A 17,842-nucleotide genomic window follows, 5' to 3' on the forward strand; every position below is an offset into this window, starting at 1 on the left:
AGAATAAATGGCAAAAGACCCTTTTAAAACTCGCTTAGAGATTGCAAAAAGCAAGATTTCCAAGAAAAATCTTTATAACAAGAAGGATAATCCCTCGCCTATTGGAACTGCATTCAAATTGAGCACAGAACTTGTTTCTGCAGTGGCCGTCGGGACAATTATTGGGTTTATTTTTGACAAGACCTTTGGTACTAAACCCTGGTTTATATTAATATTTTTTTTTGTTGGGGTGGTCGCTGGAATAACAAACGTGATTAGATCAGCAAAAAAGATGCAAAAATAAGTTAGTACTATGGCAGCAAACCCGATGTCCCAATTCGATGTTTATAGAATTGGACCTGAAATAAAAGTTGGAGCATTTGATATATCTTTTACAAACGCAAGTTTGTTTATGATTATAAGTACAGTTTCTATTTTATTAATTTTTAATTTAGGATCTAAGAAAAATTCAATCTTACCAAATAAAATTCAATTATTAGCAGAACTTAGCTACACCTTTGTTGCTAAAATGATTAGTGATACAGCTGGTTCTAAAGCAAAACCATATTTTGCATTTATTTTTTCATTGTTCATGTTTGTTTTATTTTGCAACATGTTTGGAATGATACCGTACACATTCACTGTAACTAGTCATATTATCGTTACATTTGTTCTTGCTGCATTTATCTTTATTGGCGTAACAGTAATTGGATTTATTAAACATGGTTTTGGATATTTAAAATTGTTTGTGCCAAGTGGAGTACCAGCGGTATTACTTCCTTTAATAGTAGTTATTGAAATTATTTCTTATTTAAGTAGACCAATAAGTCTATCAGTTAGATTATTTGCAAATATGATGGCTGGTCATACAATGATGAAAGTTTTCGGAGGCTTTGTAATTAGTCTTGGAATAGTTGGTGGATGGCTTCCACTAAGTTTTTCGGTTGCATTAACTGGTTTGGAGATATTAGTTGCTTTTCTTCAAGCATATGTTTTTGCAATTTTAACCTGCATCTATTTAAATGATGCATTAAATTTACACCATTAATAACAGAGGAGGATATAATGGAATTAGAAGCAGCAAAAATGATCGGAGCAGGTTTAGCAGCAATAGCTTTAGCTGGTGCCGGTGTTGGTATTGGAATAATTTTTGGAAATTATTTATCAGGTGCTATGAGAAACCCATCAGCAGCTCAGAAACAATTTCCTAACCTACTTTTAGGTTTTGCACTTGCTGAAGCAACAGGATTATTTGGATTAGTTGTTGCATTGATTATTTTATTTGCGTTTTAAGTTAATGGTCAAAAAAATATATCTTCATCTGGTATTTTTAAGCTTCTTTTTTATCAAAGAAGCTTTTGCCGCTGAAAGTGGAGGAATGCCTCAATTAAATCCAGAGTTTTGGGTTTCTCAGATTTTCTGGTTGGTACTTACTTTTGGGATAATGTATTTGGTTTTATCTAAACTAATCCTTCCAAAAATTAGTAACAACTTAGAATCTAGAAAATCTCAAATTCTAGAAAATATTGAGGCAGCTGAAAAACAAAGAGAAGATAGTGAGACCAAACTTAAAGAATATGATCAAATAATTTTAAAAAGCAAAACTGAAGCTAATGCTATGTTTAATCAAGCAAGAGAAAAGGCAGTTAAAGATATAAATGCTAAAAGAGACGTTCTTGATAAACAAATAGATGACGAAATAGCTAAAGCGGAAAAAGAAATCCAAGCTTTAAGAGATAATGCACCTGATAAAATAAATAAAATTGCTATAGAAACATCATCCGAGTTACTTCAAAAACTTATTGGTGCTGAAGTAAATAATAGCAGTATATCAGCAATTGTTGACGATCTATCTAGAAGAAATGGAGATAAATACTATGGCAATTGATGCAACTTTCTGGGTAGCAATTTCATTTGTAATCTTCATCGGAGTTTTAGTTTGCTTTAAAATTCCAAAAAAAGTTTCTCAAATGCTTGATGGTATGATTTCTGATATCAAAAATGAGATAGATGAAAGTGAAAAATTGAGAACAGAAGCAAAAACTTTGCTCGATAATGCTCAAAAAAAATTAGATACCGCTACTTCAGTAAGTAATGAAATTTTGGAGAATGCAAAAAAAGAATCGGATAAATTAATAATAGATTTAAATGATAAATTTCATAAATCATCAGAAATTAAAAAAAGTTTAGCTGAAAATAAAATTAGCCAAATGAAAGAGGCTGCATTGAAAGAAATAAAAGATGCTTCAATCAAAATAGCGGTAGATTCAGTAAAAAAAATCATAACTACATCAGTTGATAAATCTAAACTGGATGCTGTATTTCAAAAAAATTTAGAAGAAACTAAAGAACAGCTAAAAAAAATAAACTCATAATACGGTTACAATTTCCTTAAAAAGCTATAAATTACAGCAATGAATTCTATAGTTATTGGATCTGGATTTGGTGGTATTGCTGCAGCAATTAGACTAAGAGCCAAAGGACATAAAGTAAAATTAATAGAAAAACATTCAGATTTAGGTGGAAGAGCTAGAGTTTTCAAAAAAGATGGTTTTACCTTTGATGCTGGGCCAACAGTAATAACAGCTCCATATTTAATTAACGAACTATTCAGTTTGTTTTCTAAAAATCCTGAGGACTACATAAAACTAACCCCACTTAAAATTTGGTATCAATTTGTTTTTGAGGACCAAACTAAATTTAATTACTCAGGTGATGAAATAGAAATGAAAAAACAAATTGAAAATTTAAATCAAGAAGATGTTAAGGGTTATGAAAATTTAGTAAATTTTACCAAAAAAATTTTTGAGAAAGGATTTTTAGAACTTGCAGATGTTCCATTTGATAGACCCTTTTTTATGATGAAACAGCTGCCAGCATTATTAAAACTTAAGAGTTATAAATCAGTTTATTCATTAGTATCGTCTTATGTAAAAAATGAAAAATTAAGAAGGATGCTTAGTATGCATCCACTTTTGGTTGGTGGTAATCCATTCACAACTACCTCAATTTATGGGCTAATTCTTTATTTAGAAAAAAAATGGGGCATTCATTATTCAATGGGCGGTACAGGAAATATAATTAAAGGATTTGAAAAGTTAATGGAGGAAATAGAAATCAAAATAATAAAAAATACTGAGGTAAAACAAATTATTACTAAGAATAATAAAATTACTGGTGTTGTAGTTGACAATGAAGAGATTATCAAAGCTGATAATGTTATTTGTAATGCCGACCCTCCTGCTTTTTATGAAAAGATGACTAGTAAAAACTTAAAAAACTCAATGCTGTTTGATTGGAAACAAAAGAGGATGGATTACTCAATGGGTTTATTTGTTTATTATTTTGGAACCAAAAAAGTCTATGAAAACGTTGAGCATCATACAATTAAATTTGGAAACAAATATAAAGAACATCTGGATGATATTTTTGATCATAAAAAATTAAATAACGATATTAGCTATTATCTACATAGACCTTCTGCAACAGATAAGAGCATGGCTCCTGAGGGTAGTGATTGTTTTTATGTATTGGTTCCAGTTCCAAATAATCAATCAAATATAGATTGGCAAATAGAAGGTGAAAAAATGAAAAATCTTGTGATTGATAAAATGGAAAATGATTTAATGCCAAATCTTAGAGATAATATTGTATCAGACTTTTATCTTACACCTGATTATTTTGAGAAAGAACTAAATACAAAATATGGATCAGGTTTTTCAATTCAGCCTAAATTCACTCAATCAGCTTATTTTAGATTTCATAATAAATCAGAGATTTATGATGGTTTATATTTTGTTGGTGCTGGAACTCACCCAGGTGCGGGAGTACCAGGAGTACTTTCATCAGCAAAAGTATTAGATAAATTGATCTAGAATGTTAACTAAAAATTATTTATCAACATATGCAAAATCATTTAATTGGGCTGGTTTTTTTTTACCAAAAAAAACTTATGACAAATGTTCTGCGCTTTATGATTTTTGTAGAGAAGCGGATAATATTGCAGATGATCCAGCAAAATTAGAAGACAAAATAATTAAATTTGAAAACTTTAAAAAAGATTTTTTAAATAAAAACTTTAAGAATATTGTTATTAAAAATATTTGGGAACTTATAGATGAATTTAATATTTCAACAAAAGTAATTAATGATTTATTTGATGGGATTAATTCAGATATTAAAGAAAGAGTGGAATTAAAATCAAAAAAAGAGTTATTAATTTACTCTTATAGAGTAGCAGGTACAGTTGGTTTAATGATGGCAAAAATTTTAAAAGTTAATAAGACAGATTCCTTGAAATCAGCTATCGATCTTGGAATAGCAATGCAGCTTACCAATATTTCAAGAGACGTAATTGAAGATAAAAATAATAAAAGAATTTATATCAATGAAAATTTCAACGATATCAAATCTACCATTTCTTTATCTGAAAGATTTTATGAAAATTCTTTTTACTCAATTAAAGAAATACCTTTAAGTTTCAGATTCTCTATTTTAGTTGCAAGGCGAGTCTACAGGAAAATTGGACACAAAATAATTAATAAAAATAATTTAGAAAATTATAAAAATTCTGGAAAAATTTATGTAACAAAAATTGAAAAAATTATTGAAACTTTTTTATCAATATTTGATTTAATAATTTTAACATTTACAAATAAAAATGATAATAACATTGAACATGATCATTCATTAATTAATGAAGAGATAAATTTAAATGAAAGATTTTGATTATATAATTATCGGTGGTGGTTGTGCAGGTTTGTCTTTGGCTTATGAACTTGAAATTTCTGATAAATTAAAAAATAAATCTTTGGCTATAATTGAGCCTAGGGACGAATATAAAAGAGACAAAACTTGGTCATTTTGGAAAGTATTTCCACATAATTTTGATGATTGTGTAAAAAAAAGTTGGAATAATTTTTCTATAAACATTCCTAATGATACAAAGTTTATTGATTGCAAGCTAACACCTTATCAATCTATAGATACTGGAAAATTTTATGACAAAATTCTTTCAAAACTTAAATTAAATGAAAATATAAAATTTTTTAAGAATATTAATGATATTGAATTATCAAATTCAATAATTTTTAACAGCGTTCCTAATTTTGAAAATAAGACAAATAATTTGTGGCAACATTTTTGTGGTGTAGAAATTGAAACAGAAAAAGATTTTTTTGATGACCAAATATTTAACTTAATGGATTTTGCGTGTGATCAAAAAAATGAGGTTCATTTTTTTTACACTTTACCTTTTTCAAAAAAAAGTGCTCTTGTGGAAACTACCTGGATATCAAATTTAAGTAATGAAAATATAAAAGATTATGATAATCAAATAGATCAATACTTAAAAAACCATTTAAATATCAGAAATTATAAAATCAATTTTAAAGAAGAAGGCTCTATACCTTTATTTAGAAATAAAAATCTAAAAAAATTAAATGAAATATATATTGGATCAGCCGGTGATATGACAAGATTAAGCACGGGTTATACTTTTTTAAATATTCAGGAACACAGCAAATATATAACAGAAAACATTGAAAATATTTCTAAAGCTAAATTGTTTAAAATTAAGAAAAAATATGATTTTTTGGACAATATTTTTTTGAAAGTTTTAAGAAATAACTCTTCAGATATGGGGGAAATTTTTTTTAAAATGTTCAATAGTTCACCTAAGACTGCTATTAATTTCTTATCTAATAAAAGTAATTTTTTTGAAGATTTAGAAATAATTTTAAAAATGCCTAAATGGAAATTTTTAAAAGAATTATTTTAAATGACTAATCAATTAATTAAAAAAATTAACCTTAATCATTCATTTATATTTTTTTTGCTAATTAATCTATTTTCTGTTGTGATGTTTAAATTAAATTATTTAGATATTTCATCATCAATATGCTTATTTTTAATTTTAACTATTGGAGTTTCACACGGTGCATTAGATTATATTAAAGGTAAAAAACTTCTTAAATTGTTTAATTTTGAAAGAATATATATTTTCTATATCTTTTATATTTTTATAGCGGTTTGCGTCATTATTATTTGGTCACTCTTACCTGCAACCACACTGTTAGTTTTTCTTATAGTGGCAGCATTTCATTTTGGTAAAGAAGATACACAATTTTTAATAAACAAAAAATCGTACTTAATTCAATTATTATACCTTTTAAAAGGATCGCTCATAATTCTTGCCCCGCTTTTTTTTCATTTTGATGATACTGTGAAAATATTCAAATCATTACTTGTTGTTAATGAAAATTTTTATTTATTCTTAGAATTTTTAGAAGAAAAAAAGATAATCGAGATATCAATTATTTTGAGTTCATTATCAAGTGTATTTTTATTTATTGATAAGTTTGAAATAAAAAAATTCACTATTTTTTTTGATTATTTCTCAATTATAATTTTAAATTACTACTTTACTCCTTTAACAGCTTTTACAATTTATTTTTGTTTTTTACATTCTGTGAGGCACTCTATTTCGCTTGCGATCGACCTTGATGAAAACAATCTCCAAAATGGGCTAAAATTATTTATTTTAAAGGCTTTACCACTTACTCTTTTAACAATCTTTATTTCAATAATTGTATTATTTTTGTTAAATGACGTTAATTATTTAGATGATGCAATCTTAAAACTAATTTTTATTGGTTTGGCGTCTTTAACCTTTCCACATATATTGCTGGAATATTTTTTAGAGAAAAATGAAAAACAAACAAATTAAAATTTTACTTTCTGCTCCAAGAGGTTTTTGTGCTGGTGTTGAGAGAGCTATAGAGATTGTAGAAAAATCTATTCAAAAATATGGATCGCCAGTTTACGTTAGACACGAAATCGTTCATAACAAGCATGTTGTTGATAATTTAAAAAATAAAGGTGCTATCTTTGTTGAAGAATTGGAGGAAATTAATGACAAATCTAGACCTGTTATTTTTTCTGCACACGGTGTTCCAAAAAAAATACCAGAAGATGCTGAAAATTATAAAATGACTTATGTAGATGCTACTTGTCCACTAGTTTCTAAAGTTCATAGAGAAGCGGAAAACTTAAATAAAGCTGGTTATCATATTATTTTGATTGGACATGAGAACCATCCAGAAGTAATAGGCACTATGGGCCAATTACCCAAAGGATCTATTGATTTGGTTCAAAATGAAGCTGAAGCAATGGAGTATAAAACCAATAATAAAGAAAAATTGGCTTATATAACTCAAACAACACTATCTGTTGATGACACTAAAGAAATAATAAAAATTTTGAAAGATAGATATACAAACATTAAAGAGCCAGCAAAAGAGGATATTTGTTATGCAACAACTAATAGACAAATGGCAGTAAAAAATATTGCAAAAAAGTGTGATATGTTTTTTGTAATAGGTAGTAGAAACTCTTCAAATTCAGTTAGACTTGTTGAAGTAGCAAAAAAATCAGGTTGTCAAAATTCACAACTTTTTCATTCTGAAAGTGAAATTCCCTTTGATCAAATACAGAATTCAAATACTATTGGTATATCATCAGGAGCATCAGCACCCGAAATTCTTGTAGAAAATTTTATTAATGAATTAAAAAAAAAATTTTCTATAAATCTTGAGGAAGTAGAAATTATAAAAGAAAATGTGGTCTTTAAAGTTCCTAACAAATTAAATTAAATGGCTGTATATACAAAAATAAATCAGAGTGATATCGATATAATAAATAAGAAGTTTAATATTGAAAAAATTTTAAGTTTCCAAGGAATTACTAAAGGAATTGAAAATACAAATTACATTTTAAAATCCAAAAATAAAAAGTTTATTCTCACAATTTTTGAGAAGAGAGTTCTTCCAAAAGAGATACCTTTTTTTATGAAATTAATGGATTATTTAAATGATTCAAAAATTAATTGCCCAAGACCACTTAAAACTAAAGACAAAAATTATTTAATTAAACTAAAAAATAAAACAGCCTGTATTGTGACTTTCTTAAGTGGAAAAGATAAAAAGAAAGTTAACGAAAGTGACTGCTATGTTATTGGAAAAGCAGTAGCTAAAATGCATATGGTTACTAAGAAGATAAAATTTACTAGAAAAAATTCAATGGGTGTAAAATATTTAAAACCTTTACTCCAGAGTATTAAATTTAAATCAAATAAAGGATCAAATTTGAAAAAATTTTTATTTAATAATTTTAACGATATTAAAAAAAATTGGCCAAAAAAACTTCCTTCTGGAATTATACATGGTGATTTATTCGTAGATAATATTTTTTTTGATAAAAATAAGCTGTCGGGAATTATAGACTTTTACTTTGCTGCTAACGATTACTATATGTATGAAATAGCAATCTGTATTAATGCACTATGTTTTGATGAAAAAAATAAAAAATTTGTAATTAATAAGAAGAAAGTTGATAAATTAATCAAGGGATACAACAGTGTTAAGAAAATTAATTTAAATGAAAAAAACAATTTAAATATTTTGTGCAGAGGTGCTGCTCTAAGATATCTGTTAACTAGACTATTTGATTATACAAATACTCCAAAAACAGCATTAATCAAAATTAAAGATCCAAACGAATATTATCAAAAACTTATTACCCATAACAATTTGAATAGTTTTAAAGATTATTTGATTTAATGATTAAAATTTATACTGATGGCTCATGTTTAAAAAATCCAGGAAATGGTGGATGGGCAGCAATAATATGCACTGATAATGAAGTGAAAAAAATAAGTGGAAGTGAAAAAGATACAACAAATAATAGAATGGAATTAATGGCGACAATCAATGCATTAAAAGAAGTAAATTCTGAAGATTTGATAGAAATCTACACGGATTCTAAATATGTTAAAAATGGAATTACTGATTGGATCCACAATTGGATTAAAAATAATTGGAAAACATCTAATAAAGAAGATGTTAAAAATAAAGATTTATGGGTTCAATTGCATGATTTGAATAATAATTTTAAGATTAAGTGGAACTGGGTTAAAGCTCATGCTGGAAATCCACTAAATGAAGAAGTTGATTTATTAGCTAAAAAAGCTGCAAGTCTAGATTAATTTAAAGAAATTTTCTGCTGCTGAGATTTCACAAGATCCTGTATCTGCTTCTTCCTGAATTTTAATAACCTTCATGTTATCAACAAACATCGTGTATCTATTAGATCTAATTCCTAAACCTCTGCCACTTTTATCAATATCTGCACCAATTTCTTTTGTGAAATTAAGAAATGGGTCACCCATCATAACAATTTTTTCACCAACATCATTTTGTTTACCCCAAGCATTCATCACAAAGGGATCATTTACTGAAACACAAATTATATGATCAATACCTTTTTCTTTATATTGATCATGCATCTTAATATATCCTGGCAAATGTTTAGCAGAACATACAGAAGTATATGCCCCGGGTAGTCCAAATATTACAACTTTTTTGTCTTTAAAAAAATCTTCTATATTTTTTTTTACAGGCTCTCCATCTTGAAGAACAAAAATTTCTGAATTTGGTAGGCTATCGTTTTCTTTTATTTTCATTTGGATCTATCTTTAATATGTTCTTTTACTTTTTCAATATCATTTTCAAGAATATCATAATTTTCTTTCTCATTTAATATAAATTGAAGTTCATTTGGTAACTCAGCTTTAATATTTATAGCACTTTGAATTGCATCAGGAAACTTACATGGATGTGCTGTTGCTAGCACAATATTATTACCATTGAGATTGTGTTTATCAAAAGCTCCATAACCAATTGCAGTATGAGGGTCTAAAACAATATTAAATTCTTGATAAACAGCCTTAATAATATCAAGTGTTTCGGTCTCGCTCATTCTTGCTGATAAGAAATCTTGATTAATTAAATTTAACTTTTCTTTATCAATTGAATATTTTCCTTCTTCTTTAATTTTCATCATGTCTTTTGATGTTTGTTCTGAATTCTTATCATTCAAATCAAAAATAAGTCTCTCAAAGTTACTTGCAATCTGTATATCCATACTAGGAGAAATAGTTTCGGAAACAGTTTCAGCCTCGTAATTACCGTTTGAAATAGCTCTGTGGAGAATGTCATTTTGATTTGTTGCAACAATCAATTTATTAATGGGCAAACCCATTTTTTTGGCTAAATAACCTGCGTAAACATCTCCAAAATTCCCTGTGGGAACAGAAAAATTAGTGGGTTTAGTGTGATCTTCAATGAGATAATAGCTGTAAAAGTAATAAACACATTGAGCAATAATTCTTGCCCAGTTGATTGAATTTACACCTGACATATTAATATCTTGAGAAAATTTTGTATCTGAAAACATTGATTTAACTAAGTTTTGGCAGTCATCAAAATTTCCTTTAATAGCGATATTAAATACATTTTCATGTTTTCCAGTAGTCATGATTTTTCGCTGAACAGAAGAAACTCGATTATCAGGATGTAGTACAAAAATATTTAAATTTTCTTTTCCTTTTATTGCATCTATAGCTGCTGCCCCTGTATCTCCAGATGTGGCAACTACAATATTAATTTTTTCTTTTTGCTTGCTTAAATAAAATTCATAAAAATTTCCAAGAAGTTGCATAGCAACATCCTTAAAGGCTAGTGTTGGGCCATGAAATAACTCTAAGACTGATCGATCTCCTATTTTTATGAAATCAATTACATTTTCTCTCCTAAAAACAGAATAAGATTTATCAATTATTTTAGACAATTCATCTTTATCCATAAAATTTCCTATAAAAGGAAAAATAATTTTTTTTGCTAAATCTGAATAATTTAGTGACCTCAATTCTTGAATTTCTTTTTCACTATAGTTTGGAAGTGAACTAGGAATGAACAATCCCCCATCATCAGCAAGACCTTTGATAAAAACATCCTTAAATTCGTAAGTTTTAGAAGTATCTCTAGTGCTGACGTATCTCATTTAATAATTTTTTTTTCTAAAATATAGATATATTAAAAGGATTGAAATCGCCATCGAAAACCAAGTAATTGCGTACTTTTTGTGATTGTTTGAAATTTTAGCAGTGATCACTCTTGGTCTTGGGTTTTCGTAGTTACCATTTAAATAAATAATATATTTTGAAAACTTTTTTCCTGTAAATTTCAAAATATCTTCCCGATCTAGTGTGAACCAATAATTTTTATCTACTTCATTCTTGGGTTTGAATGAGCTTGATTTTGATTGAAGCATTAAAGTACCAATAATATTTTTTTGATCAACAACATTAATCTCTTGTTTGTTTTTTTGTTCAAAAGATATCCAGCCTCTATTAATTAAATAATATTCATTTCCAACTTTAATTGGGTTAATAACTTCAAATCCAGGTTTACCAGTTTCGTTAAGATTATAGAGATAAATTTGTTTTTCAAAATCAATTTGTCCTGATGTTTTAATTCTTAAATAATTTTTTTTTTCTACATTTTGAAGTTCAACTGGATCAATCTTTAAAGAATTTTCAATTTGATTGATTAGATCTAATTTCCAACTCAATCTATATAATTGCCAAAAGCCTAATGACAATAAAACTAAAATTATAAAATAAACGAAAACTGAAAATAGAAGCTTATTCTTCAAGGATTAAATATTAACTTCCCCAAACGTAGATAGCTGCAAACAAGAATAACCAAACAACATCAACAAAGTGCCAGTACCAAGCAGCTGCCTCAAAACCAAAGTGGTGTTCTTTTGTAAAGTGACCCAATCTTCCTCTCCATAAACAAACAGCAAGAAAAATTGTTCCAACAATTACGTGGAAACCGTGAAAACCTGTTGCCATATAAAATACTGCACCATAAATATGTCCTGAATAATCAAATGTAGCATGATGATATTCGTAAGCCTGTAACAAAGTAAAAAAGAAGCCTAGTGCAACAGTTGCTGTTAATCCTTGAATAAATCCCTTTCTATCGTCTTCTAATAAAGAGTGGTGAGCCCAAGTTACTGTAGTACCAGATAATAATAAAACTAGTGTATTGATTAATGGAATGTCCCATGGATCAAAAGTTTCTATGTCTTGTGGAGGCCAAACATTTCCAACAAACTCATTTGGGAACAAACTTATATCAAAATATGCCCAAAACCATGCAACGAAAAACATAACTTCAGAAGCAATAAATAACGTCATTCCATATCTATGATGGATTTGAACAACCGGAGTATGGTGACCTTGATGTTCAGCTTCAATCACAACATCTCTGAACCACATATAAGCTGCATAAATTACAAGAGCTAATCCCAAATACATTCCCCAAGATACATCATTGTGCATATAAAAAATTGCTCCAATAGCTAGTACCAAGCATGCAAAAGATGTAAATATAGGCCAAGGACTTGGGTCTACTAAGTGATAATCATGTTTTTTTTCAGCTGACATATTTTTTAATTATGATTGTTTATAATAATCTGTCGAGAAAAAAGTATACGACATAGTTACATCCTGTAAGTTTTTAACTGTTGGGTCATTTACCAGTTCTGGGTCCAAATAAAAAGTCATAATATAAGTTGCCTTCTCACCGGCTTTAAGTTCCTGTTTTTCAAAGCAAAAACAGCCTAATTTGCTATAATATTTACCAAAACTTGCAGGTGAAACGTTGAAACTAGCAACTCCATAAGTTGTTTCGTCTCCATAGTTCTCAACCTCAAACTCAATTCTATTTACCTGACCAACCTTAACATCAATGACATTTGATTTAGCCTTAAAATCCCAAGTAAGATTGTTTACATTCGTATCAAATCTTACACTTACAACTTTATCTAAAACTATTTTCGGAGCTTCTTTAGATACTTGGGTTGTTCCTCCAAAGCCAGTTACACGACAAAAAAGATCATATAAGGGCACTGCCGCAAAAGATAAACCTAACATTAAACAAAAAATACCTGCCAGAAGTAATGGAGTTAATGTTTTGCTCTTAATCATATTTGCCTATCAAATACGCCAACGTTATATAATGTAAAAACAAACAAAAAAACCATAAAAGCTAAAATTGCTAAAGCAGTAATAATATTTTTTTTCTTTGTTTTTTTATCGGGTGTTATCATAAAATTTTATCTATTAAGAAAAATACAAAAACTAAAAACAAATATAATATCGAGTATCCAAAAATTGTTTTTGCTTTTTTTGCATCAAACTTGTTCTTCTTAAAATTGTAAAGTTCAAAACATAAGTAATTATAGTAAATTGTCAAAATTAATGATGGAATTAAAAATACTAGACCAACAAAATTAATTGCGTATGGGAAAACAATAACTGGCAACATTATTAACGAATAGACAAATATATTTAATTTTGTGCTTTCAACACCATTAGTCAATGGAAGCATTGGAATATTTGCTTTTTTATAATCATCAGATTTATATAAACTTAGTGCCCAGAAATGTGATGGTGTCCAAAAAAAGATAATTAGAAAGAAAGTTAATGGCTCAAGTGAAAGTGAGTTAGTAGCTATAGTCCAACCAATTACAGGAGGTAATGCTCCTGCAGCGCCTCCAATAACTATATTTTGAGGCGTTTTTCTTTTAAGCCAAACGGTATAAACCAGCACATAAAACAAAATTGTAAATAACAATAAAGCTGCTGAAACTGTATTTGCAAAATAATCTAAAGCAACAACAGAAAATATTGATAAAGCGATACCAAAAATCAAAGCTTGGTTTTTATTAACCTTCCCAGTTGGTATAGGTCTTAAACAAGTCCTTGTCATTAATGCATCTAAGTCAGACTCGTACCACATGTTTAAAGCTCCAGCAGCACCAGCTCCAATAGAAACTAAAATAATTCCAATTATTGCATCTTTTGTTGGAATAATATTTGGTGCCATCAACAAACCAACTGCACAAGTAAAAATTACAAGAGACATTACTCTTGGCTTCATGAGTTTAAATAACTCAGAGAAATTGAATACGTCTTCTTGGCTTAAATTTCTATTTTTTAACTTAGACTTAATCATTTAATTTTAGACAAAAAATCTAAATACTTTTTAAGTAGTAGATTTTTCTGCGCTCTCTTCATCTTCAAACTTCGGTAATTCATCAAAAGTATGAAAATTTGGAGGAGACGGTACTGTCCACTCTAAAGTTGTTGCTCCTTCACCCCAAGGGTTTTGAGCAGCAGCTTTTTTCTTATAAAATGCATAAATTAGATTTGCGAAAAATACTCCTAAACCAATTACAGAAATATATGATCCAATTGAAGATATGTAATTCCAACCAGCAAACGCATCTGGATAATCTGCATATCTTCTAGGCATCCCCGCTAAACCTAAGAAGTGTTGAGGGAAGAAAATTAAGTTTACACCAATAAATGTTAACCAGAAGTGTAATTGACCTAACCATTCTGAATACTCGTAACCACTCATTTTTCCAAACCAGTAATAAAAGCCTGCAAAGATTGCGAACACCGCACCTAAAGATAATACATAGTGGAAGTGAGCTACTACATAGTAAGTATCATGCATTGCTGTATCTACACCTGCGTTTGCAAGAACAACACCTGTAACTCCACCAACTGTAAATAAAAATATAAATCCTAAAGCCCAGACCATAGGTGTCTTAAATGATATTGAACCACCCCACATGGTTGCTATCCAAGAAAATATTTTAATTCCCGTCGGAACAGCAATGATCATCGTCGCTGCTAAGAAATAAGCTTTAGTATCTGTACTTAAACCAACTGTATACATATGGTGAGCCCATACAACGAAACCAACTATTCCAATTGCTACCATTGCATATGCCATACCTAAATATCCAAATACTGGTTTTCTTGAGAATGTTGAAACAATATGACTGATCATTCCAAAACCTGGTAAAATTAAAATGTAAACTTCAGGGTGGCCAAAGAACCAGAATAAGTGTTGGAATAACACTGGATCTCCACCTGTTTGAGCATCAAAGAATGCAGTTCCGAAATTTCTATCCGTTAATAGCATTGTGATTGCACCTGCTAATACTGGAAGTGATAAAAGTAATAAGAACGCTGTAACTAGAATTGACCAAGCAAATAAAGGCATTTTATGCAATGTCATACCTGGAGTTCTCATGTTTAAAATTGTAGTTATAAAGTTTACCGCTCCTAAAATTGAAGACGCTCCTGCTAAGTGTAAACTTAAAATAGCAAAGTCCATTGCTGGACCAGGCTGTCCTGCTGTAGATGATAAAGGAGGATAGATTGTCCATCCACCACCAACTCCAGTTTGACCTGGAGGGCCATCCATAAATATAGACATGATTAATAAAATGAATGAAGTTGGTAGTAACCAAAATGAAATATTATTCATTCTTGGGAATGCCATATCAGGTGCACCAATCATAATTGGTACAAACCAATTTCCAAAACCACCAATCATTGCTGGCATAACCATAAAGAAGATCATGATTAAACCATGACCTGTTACTAAGACATTGTATAGATGATAGTTTCCACCCAAAATTCCATCACCTGGATGCATCAATTCCATTCTCATTAAAACTGAGAATGCAGTTCCGATCACACCTGCAACAATTGCAAATATAAGGTACATTGTACCGATATCTTTGTGATTAGTTGAATACGCCCAACGTTTCCAACCAGTTGGTGTATGATGATCGTCGTGTGATGCAGTTTGTGTATACATATTATTTACTCGCTAGTTTTTTAAATTGATCTTCTTCATTAATTTCTTTTGCAAATTTTATTTTAGCACCAGTAAGCCATTCTTGATATTCTTCTTCAGAAACTACTCTCACTGTAATCGGCATAAAAGCATGTTTAATTCCACAAAGCTCAGAGCACTGTCCATAATAAGTTCCAACTTCTTCCGCTTTAAACCATGTTTCATTTATTCTTCCAGGAACCGCATCTCTTTTAACTCCAAAAGATGGTAATGCCCAAGCGTGCAAAACATCATTTGCAGTAATTAAAACTTTAACTACTTTATTCACTGGAACAACTAATTCATTATCTACAGCTAATAATCTTGGTTGATTTTCTTTTAAATCTTTGTCTTCAATCATATAAGAGTCGAAAATAATATTTTCATCTGGATACTCATATCCCCAGTACCATTGATAACCGATTGCCTTAACTGTTACATCTGCTTTTGGTATTGAGTCTTGTTTATATAAAATTTTAAAAGATGGAACTGCCATCACGATTAAAATTAAACATGGAATTAATGTCCATAAAACCTCTACAGCAACATTGTGAGTTCTTTTAGAAGGAACTGGATTTGCTGATGCTCTAAATCTGATACATGCATAGACCATTAAAAATAAAACAAAAACGCTTATCGCAATTATGATTGGTAATAACAATTTGTCATGAAAATTAACTATATCTCTCATAGACTCTGATGCTGCTTTTTGAAAACCTAATTGCCAATCTTTTGGCTGGTTAGCAAACGCAACTGCAGGAGTTAAAATTGAAAGAATTGTTATTAAAATTTTTTTCATTTTTTTACCCTATATAGAACGTCTTCAAAAAAATTACACTTTAGTTTTCGCGACAAAATATCAATTTATGGCGTATTTTATGATCGATATAGCTGAAATTACAGCTGTTTCAGATCTCAATATATTCTCATTAATTTTCAATGGTTGAACTCCGCTAAATTTTAGAATCTTAGCCCTTTCCTCTTCAGAAAAATCTCCTTCTGGACCTATAATTACACATGTAGGTTTATCTGTAACCATCTTTAAATCTATTTTGGTATTTTCAGAATTTAGATCAGTAAAAATTAAATCCATTTCATTACTATTTAAAAAACTATCTAATGATCTTGGGTCCTCAATATCAGGAACATTAATTCTATTCGATTGCTCTGATGCTTCAATAATTACTTTCTCTAATCGTTCTTTATTAATCTTACGAACAATCGTTCTATCAAATATAATTGGAATAAATTTTGTAACTCCTAACTCAGTTGCTTTTTGAATCATAAAGTTAAAGTAATTTGATTTAATTGGAGAAAAAGCAAGCCACAATTCTTTAGAATTTTCTTTTTGTCTTAATTGCTTTGTAACATTAAATTCAACAATACCTTTTGAAATGTTTAAAATTTTTGCTTCCCATTCACCACTACTGTTAAATAAAGAAAAAATTTCATTTTCTTTAACTCTCATTACTTTGTTTACGTAATGCGATTGAGATTTATCAAGTGTATCAGTTAAATTATTAGATAAACTTTTAGAAAAATATAATCTAATGTTACTCATATTATTAAATTAGTTTATGAAAAATATTAAAGCAATAATTTTTGACGCTTACGGCACTTTATTCGATGTAAATTCAGCTGCAGAAAAATGTAAAGACAAAATTGGTGATAAGTGGGAAGCTTTTGCAAATTATTGGAGAACCACACAACTAGAATACACATGGCTTAGAAGCCTAATGAAAAGACACAAAGATTTTTGGCAAATCACTGAAGACAGTTTAGATAAATCAATGAGTGTTTTTAAAATAGATAATTCAATGAGGGATGAATTATTAGATCTATATAAAATTCTTTCACCTTTTGAAGAAGTTCCAGAAGTATTAAAATCTTTAAAAGAAAAAAATTTTAAACTAGCAATACTTTCAAATGGTACACCTTCTTTACTAAATGAATTAGTACAAAGTAATAATTTAAATAATTTATTTGATGATATTTTTTCTGTCGAAGAAGTTGGTATTTTTAAGCCTGACTCCAAAGTTTATGATATGCCAATAAAAAAATATAAAATTGAAAAAAATGAAGTTGCTTTTTTAAGTGCAAATACCTGGGATGTATCTGGTGGTGGAAACTATGGATATAATTCTATTTGGGTAAACAGAAATAATAATATCTTTGATAAACTTGATTATTCACCACAAAATGAAATTAAAAATTTAAATGGCCTACTTGATATAACTAAGTAGATAATTATATCA

22 protein-coding genes are annotated in these 17,842 nt (G+C 28.9%); 13 read left to right on the forward strand and 9 right to left on the reverse strand.

What is annotated here, in order from left to right:
* The first annotated feature begins 7 nt into the window (after nt 1-7).
* The 12 genes from ACTTA8_RS05630 to rnhA are packed head-to-tail and all read left to right on the forward strand — an operon-like array spanning nt 8 to nt 9,022.
* Nucleotides 8-283 (forward strand): AtpZ/AtpI family protein, encoded by a 276-nt coding sequence (locus ACTTA8_RS05630; RefSeq protein WP_262589780.1) that lies wholly within the window; start codon nt 8-10, stop codon nt 281-283.
* A gap of 9 nt (nt 284-292) precedes the next feature.
* On the forward strand, nt 293-1,027 hold the full coding sequence (locus ACTTA8_RS05635) for a F0F1 ATP synthase subunit A (RefSeq protein ID WP_075506408.1): 735 nt from the start codon (nt 293-295) through the stop codon (nt 1,025-1,027).
* 17 nt (nt 1,028-1,044) lie between these two features.
* Nucleotides 1,045-1,272 (forward strand): F0F1 ATP synthase subunit C, encoded by a 228-nt coding sequence (locus tag ACTTA8_RS05640; RefSeq protein WP_006997791.1) that lies wholly within the window; start codon nt 1,045-1,047, stop codon nt 1,270-1,272.
* 4 nt (nt 1,273-1,276) lie between these two features.
* A complete protein-coding gene (locus ACTTA8_RS05645) occupies nt 1,277-1,867 on the forward strand; it encodes a F0F1 ATP synthase subunit B family protein (protein WP_440653014.1) in 591 nt (196 codons plus the stop codon).
* Nucleotides 1,842-2,354, forward strand: coding sequence for a F0F1 ATP synthase subunit B family protein (locus ACTTA8_RS05650; RefSeq protein WP_440654822.1), 513 nt, complete (start codon nt 1,842-1,844; stop codon nt 2,352-2,354). Before ACTTA8_RS05645 ends, ACTTA8_RS05650 begins: the two co-directional genes overlap by 26 nt.
* Nucleotides 2,355-2,393: 39 nt before the next feature.
* On the forward strand, nt 2,394-3,854 hold the full coding sequence (gene crtI, locus ACTTA8_RS05655; protein ID WP_440654824.1) for a phytoene desaturase family protein: 1,461 nt from the start codon (nt 2,394-2,396) through the stop codon (nt 3,852-3,854).
* 1 nt (nt 3,855) lies between these two features.
* A complete protein-coding gene (locus ACTTA8_RS05660) occupies nt 3,856-4,707 on the forward strand; it encodes a phytoene/squalene synthase family protein (protein WP_440634709.1) in 852 nt (283 codons plus the stop codon).
* Complete coding sequence (locus ACTTA8_RS05665; RefSeq protein ID WP_440647001.1) at nt 4,694-5,758, forward strand: lycopene cyclase family protein; 1,065 nt, start codon at nt 4,694-4,696, stop codon at nt 5,756-5,758. Before ACTTA8_RS05660 ends, ACTTA8_RS05665 begins: the two co-directional genes overlap by 14 nt.
* Entirely contained in the window at nt 5,759-6,706 is a 948-nt protein-coding gene (locus ACTTA8_RS05670; protein ID WP_440654825.1) for a Brp/Blh family beta-carotene 15,15'-dioxygenase, read from the forward strand.
* On the forward strand, nt 6,687-7,631 hold the full coding sequence (gene ispH / locus ACTTA8_RS05675; RefSeq protein ID WP_262589790.1) for a 4-hydroxy-3-methylbut-2-enyl diphosphate reductase: 945 nt from the start codon (nt 6,687-6,689) through the stop codon (nt 7,629-7,631). Before ACTTA8_RS05670 ends, ispH begins: the two co-directional genes overlap by 20 nt.
* Complete coding sequence (locus ACTTA8_RS05680; RefSeq protein ID WP_262589791.1) at nt 7,632-8,597, forward strand: homoserine kinase; 966 nt, start codon at nt 7,632-7,634, stop codon at nt 8,595-8,597.
* A complete protein-coding gene (gene rnhA / locus ACTTA8_RS05685; RefSeq protein ID WP_075506416.1) occupies nt 8,597-9,022 on the forward strand; it encodes a ribonuclease HI in 426 nt (141 codons plus the stop codon). Before ACTTA8_RS05680 ends, rnhA begins: the two co-directional genes overlap by 1 nt.
* Here rnhA and ACTTA8_RS05690 read toward each other — a convergent pair.
* From ACTTA8_RS05690 to ACTTA8_RS05730, 9 genes are all read right to left on the reverse strand, one after another.
* Complete coding sequence (locus tag ACTTA8_RS05690) at nt 9,014-9,499, reverse strand: peroxiredoxin (RefSeq protein ID WP_440654827.1); 486 nt, start codon at nt 9,497-9,499, stop codon at nt 9,014-9,016. The genes rnhA and ACTTA8_RS05690 overlap by 9 nt on opposite strands.
* On the reverse strand, nt 9,496-10,878 hold the full coding sequence (gene thrC, locus ACTTA8_RS05695) for a threonine synthase (protein WP_440654829.1): 1,383 nt from the start codon (nt 10,876-10,878) through the stop codon (nt 9,496-9,498). Before thrC ends, ACTTA8_RS05690 begins: the two co-directional genes overlap by 4 nt.
* Nucleotides 10,879-11,532 carry an SURF1 family protein gene (locus ACTTA8_RS05700; RefSeq protein WP_440654830.1) on the reverse strand — a complete coding sequence of 218 codons (654 nt, stop codon included), beginning with the start codon at nt 11,530-11,532 and terminating at the stop codon, nt 10,879-10,881.
* A gap of 10 nt (nt 11,533-11,542) precedes the next feature.
* The gene (locus ACTTA8_RS05705) at nt 11,543-12,331 is read right to left on the reverse strand and encodes a cytochrome c oxidase subunit 3 (protein WP_075506420.1); all 789 of its coding nucleotides are present in this window, start codon (nt 12,329-12,331) and stop codon (nt 11,543-11,545) included.
* Between the two features lie 9 nt (nt 12,332-12,340).
* Complete coding sequence (locus ACTTA8_RS05710) at nt 12,341-12,874, reverse strand: cytochrome c oxidase assembly protein (protein ID WP_256998103.1); 534 nt, start codon at nt 12,872-12,874, stop codon at nt 12,341-12,343.
* 118 nt (nt 12,875-12,992) lie between these two features.
* Nucleotides 12,993-13,904, reverse strand: coding sequence for a heme o synthase (gene cyoE, locus ACTTA8_RS05715; RefSeq protein WP_440654832.1), 912 nt, complete (start codon nt 13,902-13,904; stop codon nt 12,993-12,995).
* A 30-nt stretch (nt 13,905-13,934) separates the two neighbouring features.
* Nucleotides 13,935-15,569, reverse strand: a complete 1,635-nt coding sequence (ctaD, locus tag ACTTA8_RS05720; protein ID WP_075506423.1) for a cytochrome c oxidase subunit I — start codon at nt 15,567-15,569, stop codon at nt 13,935-13,937.
* Nucleotide 15,570: 1 nt separating this feature from the next.
* Nucleotides 15,571-16,386: a cytochrome c oxidase subunit II gene (gene coxB / locus ACTTA8_RS05725; RefSeq protein ID WP_428080982.1), complete on the reverse strand. Its 816-nt coding sequence runs from the start codon at nt 16,384-16,386 to the stop codon at nt 15,571-15,573.
* 60 nt (nt 16,387-16,446) lie between these two features.
* On the reverse strand, nt 16,447-17,148 hold the full coding sequence (locus ACTTA8_RS05730; RefSeq protein WP_440654833.1) for an RsmE family RNA methyltransferase: 702 nt from the start codon (nt 17,146-17,148) through the stop codon (nt 16,447-16,449).
* Between the two features lie 16 nt (nt 17,149-17,164).
* Here ACTTA8_RS05730 and ACTTA8_RS05735 point away from each other — a divergent pair, with 16 nt between their 5' ends.
* On the forward strand, nt 17,165-17,830 hold the full coding sequence (locus ACTTA8_RS05735) for a haloacid dehalogenase type II (RefSeq protein ID WP_440654835.1): 666 nt from the start codon (nt 17,165-17,167) through the stop codon (nt 17,828-17,830).
* The last annotated feature ends 12 nt before the right edge of the window (nt 17,831-17,842 follow it).

Source organism: Candidatus Pelagibacter sp. HIMB1506, from assembly GCF_052047935.1.
Classification (GTDB): Bacteria; Pseudomonadota; Alphaproteobacteria; order Pelagibacterales; family Pelagibacteraceae; genus Pelagibacter.